Below are 3135 nucleotides of genomic sequence, written 5' to 3' on the forward strand. Positions count from 1 at the left end.
ACCGAGGGTCGTGATGTCCATGGTGTCGCGATTGAAGCCCTGGAAGCCTGCGACGATCGCGACGGCGCCCTCGTCGAGAGCCGAGCGGATGCGACCGGGCGTGACGTCGACGATGCGCGCGGCGCCGTGGTGCGCGTCGGTGATCATGCCGGCCTGGCTGCCGGTGAAGGAGCGCGCGTCGTAGCCCATGCTCTTGATCGCCATGGCGAGAAGGGCCATGGAGATGCGTTCGCCTGCGGTGAGGAGCATGTCGAGCTCGCGCGGCGCCGGGATCGGGGTGACCTGGTGGGCGAGGTCGAGGAGCTCGTCCGTGGAGTCGCCCATCGCGGAGACGGCGACGACGACCTCGTTGCCGGCCTTGCGGGTGTCGACGATGCGCTTGGCGACGCGCTTGATGCTTTCGGCGTCTGCGACGGATGATCCGCCGAACTTCTGCACGATCAAGCTCACGTGGCGCTCCTGGGGGTTCGGGTCTGCGGGCATGGCGGGCATAGCCCCGTCTTCCATCCTAAATGCTGATGTATTCGGCACCGGCAATGTGACGCCGCGCACGCGGGCGTGGAGCCGGGGTCAGCTCGAGACGGTGCGGCGACCCTCGAAGGCACGGCCGAGGGTGACCTCGTCGGCGTACTCGAGGTCGCCACCGACGGGCAGGCCGGAGGCGAGCCGGGTGACCGTGATCTCGAGGGTCGTCAGCAGGCGCGACAGGTAGGCCGCCGTCGCCTCGCCCTCGAGGTTCGGGTCGGTCGCGATGATGACCTCCTGGACGGTGTTGTCGGAGAGGCGCTGCAGCAGCTGGCGGATGCGGAGCTGGTCTGGCCCGATGCCGTCGATGGGGCTGATCGCGCCACCGAGCACGTGGTAGAGCCCCTTGAACTCGCGGGTGCGCTCGATCGCCACGACGTCTTTGGCCTCTTCGACGACGCAGATCATCGCGGGATTGCGGCGCGGGTCGCGGCAGATCATGCACGTCGGCTGCTCGGAGACATTGCCGCAGATCTCGCAGAAGCGCACCTTGTCGCGCACCTCGAGGAGGACATTGGCGAGGTGGGTGACGTCGAAGCTCTCGGTCTGCAGAATGTGGAACGCGATACGCTGCGCGGACTTCGGCCCGATTCCGGGCAGGCGGCCGAGTTCGTCGATCAGTTCCTGGACGATTCCTTCGTACATGGGTCAGTCGCCTCTGGTTCGGGGTGCCGGTTCGTACGGCTGTTCTTCGAGGAAGGTCGCACCGAGGACCTCGCGGACGACGGATTCCCCGTAGCGCTGCTTCTCCTCGAAGGCCGGGCTGCGCCTGCCGTTCGGGCCGATGGTGTTCGGCCCGGTGTGGGTGACGTTGCGATCGACCGGTGCCGGCTGCGCCTGGGGTGCGGGAGGCACCTGGCGCGCGGGCGACCGGTTCTGACCCTGTCTGGCCGAGCCCGCGTTACGGTCCGGTGGGGTGTCCTCGTCCGGCGGCACGTCGCTGTCGTCGTACGGCGGCGGTTCGTCGTCGTATGGCGGTTCACCCTGTCGGGCAGCGGATGCCCGCATCACCCTGCACAGGGACTGCCCGCTCTGCGTGCTCCTGCGTGAGACCCGGCGCACCAGGGCCCAGCTGGTCGGCACGGTCGCGGCGGGCGCGCGCGGCGCCCTCGCGCAGGAGACCCGCATCGGCGCCGTCTACGACTGGATCTGCACCCGCGGCCACTCCCGGTACACCGCGACGGTCCGTGAAGCCCTCACCGGCCCCGGGTGCCCCCGGTGCCAGGCCAACGCCGCCGCCCCGGCTGCCCGGTTCGAGGGCGGCGTGCCGTTCATGAAGCCCGGCCTGCGGCTCGGCACCTCCGCGACCGAGCAACGGCTGCGGGTGGCGCTCGGGGAGCGCATCCGTCTGCCGCACCGAGTGAATGCCGTGCGCATCAGCCGCACCTTCTACGGCAAGCCCGAGGTCTGGCCGGACATCATCATTCCGGCGCTCCGGATCGCGATCGAATACGACGACCCTGGGCGCGACGGCCTGGCGCATCGCGGCCTCAAGGAGGCCTCAGACCGGGAGAAGGACGCGGCCCTGAACGAGGTCGGCTGGGAGGTGATCCGGGTGCGGGCGGGCGGCCTCACGGAGTTGGGCCGCCACAGCATCGTCTGCCGGGCGGTGACGACGGCGGTCGTCGACCGGATCCTGGAGCTCCTCGTCGAGATCCGGGGTTCCGAGGCCGTCTCCGGCATCCGGCGGGACCTGGCCTAACGGAAGAAGGGTGCCGCCCCGCCGAAGCGGGACAGCACCCTGTCTGCAGTGGAACTGAGCGAAACTAATCGGGCGGAAGCTATGCCTTCCGTGCCTTCTCGGCCGTCTCGTTGGACTTGGCGTGCTTGTCGGCACGCTTCTCCTTGAGAGATTTTCCGGCGACCTTCTTGGTCGCGTCCTTCTTGGGTGATTTGTCAGCCATGTGCACTCCTTCGACCCGAGCCCCAGCGGCATCGTCTTCCTCGACCCTACGCGGAATCGCTGGGAACGGCATCCGCTCGGCCCGGCCCTTGTGCCCGGGCGCGCCGGTCGTAGGCTGTGTGCGACCAGCCACCTGAGGGATTGAGGGAATATGAGCGAGAACGACACGTACCGGGCGATCTTCTACGGCGCCAACCCGATCGCCGCGGGAACCGAACGAGTACTGGAATACGTCAACGGCAGATACGCCCAGGAGGTCACCCTCGAAGTCGAGGAGGACGGGCAGATCGTGCGGCGCGTCTTCAAGCTCGGGCACGTCACCGAGGAACCGATCTCGTACCGCTACGTCGAGGACCTCCACGACGAAACCGGAGAGGCCGACGTCCCGAACTGACCCCGGGCTGCCGGACGGACAGGAGGTGTTCCGTTCCGGTCGAGAGTGACGCGCCGAACGGGCGCTCTCGACCGGAACGGTGCACGTGGCGTGGCTAGATGCGCTTGCCCGGGCTGCGGCTGAGCCGCACCGGAAGCGCCATCAGCGGACCGACGAAGCGGCGCTGCAGCCTGCGTGCCGGGCCCCAGACGAACTGCACGAGGTACTGGGCGAGGATCGCCCCCGCCGCCAGCGCCACGGCGACCGCTCTTTTCTTCATTCGCATGTGTCTTCTTCTTTTCTCTTGGGAAAGGAACCGTCCGGCATTCCGGGC

General features: G+C 68.5%; 6 protein-coding genes and 1 pseudogene. 2 read left to right on the top strand and 5 right to left on the bottom strand.

The features are described 5' to 3' along the window. The 3 genes and pseudogenes from QN345_RS17245 to QN345_RS17255 form a co-directional block, all read right to left on the bottom strand. Positions 1 to 450, bottom strand: a pseudogene (locus tag QN345_RS17245) (aspartate kinase); the annotation flags it as partial. Positions 451 to 570: 120 nt separating this feature from the next. Further along, on the bottom strand, positions 571 to 1170 hold the full coding sequence (recR, locus tag QN345_RS17250; RefSeq protein ID WP_134449856.1) for a recombination mediator RecR: 600 nt from the start codon (positions 1168 to 1170) through the stop codon (positions 571 to 573). Positions 1171 to 1173: 3 nt separating this feature from the next. Further along, a complete protein-coding gene (locus tag QN345_RS17255) occupies positions 1174 to 1380 on the bottom strand; it encodes a hypothetical protein (RefSeq protein ID WP_323508950.1) in 207 nt (68 codons plus the stop codon). Positions 1381 to 1441: 61 nt separating this feature from the next. Here QN345_RS17255 and QN345_RS17260 point away from each other — a divergent pair, with 61 nt between their 5' ends. Continuing rightward, complete coding sequence (locus tag QN345_RS17260; protein ID WP_323508951.1) at positions 1442 to 2227, top strand: hypothetical protein; 786 nt, start codon at positions 1442 to 1444, stop codon at positions 2225 to 2227. A 79-nt stretch (positions 2228 to 2306) separates the two neighbouring features. On the opposite strand, the gene QN345_RS17265 is transcribed toward QN345_RS17260, so the two are convergent. Further along, entirely contained in the window at positions 2307 to 2429 is a 123-nt protein-coding gene (locus QN345_RS17265; protein WP_255453709.1) for a hypothetical protein, read from the bottom strand. 150 nt (positions 2430 to 2579) lie between these two features. On the opposite strand from QN345_RS17265, the gene QN345_RS17270 reads away from it, so the two are divergent. After that, complete coding sequence (locus QN345_RS17270; protein ID WP_134449337.1) at positions 2580 to 2822, top strand: hypothetical protein; 243 nt, start codon at positions 2580 to 2582, stop codon at positions 2820 to 2822. Positions 2823 to 2916: 94 nt separating this feature from the next. Here the strand turns inward: QN345_RS17270 and QN345_RS17275 are convergent, their stop codons facing one another. Then, positions 2917 to 3081 (bottom strand): hypothetical protein, encoded by a 165-nt coding sequence (locus QN345_RS17275; protein ID WP_323508952.1) that lies wholly within the window; start codon positions 3079 to 3081, stop codon positions 2917 to 2919. Positions 3082 to 3135: the final 54 nt, after the last annotated feature.

The sequence above is a fragment of the Cryobacterium sp. 10I1 genome, assembly GCF_035019805.1.
GTDB classification, from domain to species: domain Bacteria; phylum Actinomycetota; class Actinomycetes; order Actinomycetales; family Microbacteriaceae; genus Cryobacterium; species Cryobacterium glucosi.

Coding starts and splice junctions, on each gene's coding strand:
- QN345_RS17275 (WP_323508952.1), bottom strand. CDS start 3,081: ATGAAGAAAAGAGCGGTCGCCGTGGCGCTGGCGGCGGGGGCGATCCTC.
- QN345_RS17270 (WP_134449337.1), top strand. CDS start 2,580: ATGAGCGAGAACGACACGTACCGGGCGATCTTCTACGGCGCCAACCCG.
- recR (WP_134449856.1), bottom strand. CDS start 1,170: ATGTACGAAGGAATCGTCCAGGAACTGATCGACGAACTCGGCCGCCTG.
- QN345_RS17265 (WP_255453709.1), bottom strand. CDS start 2,429: ATGGCTGACAAATCACCCAAGAAGGACGCGACCAAGAAGGTCGCCGGA.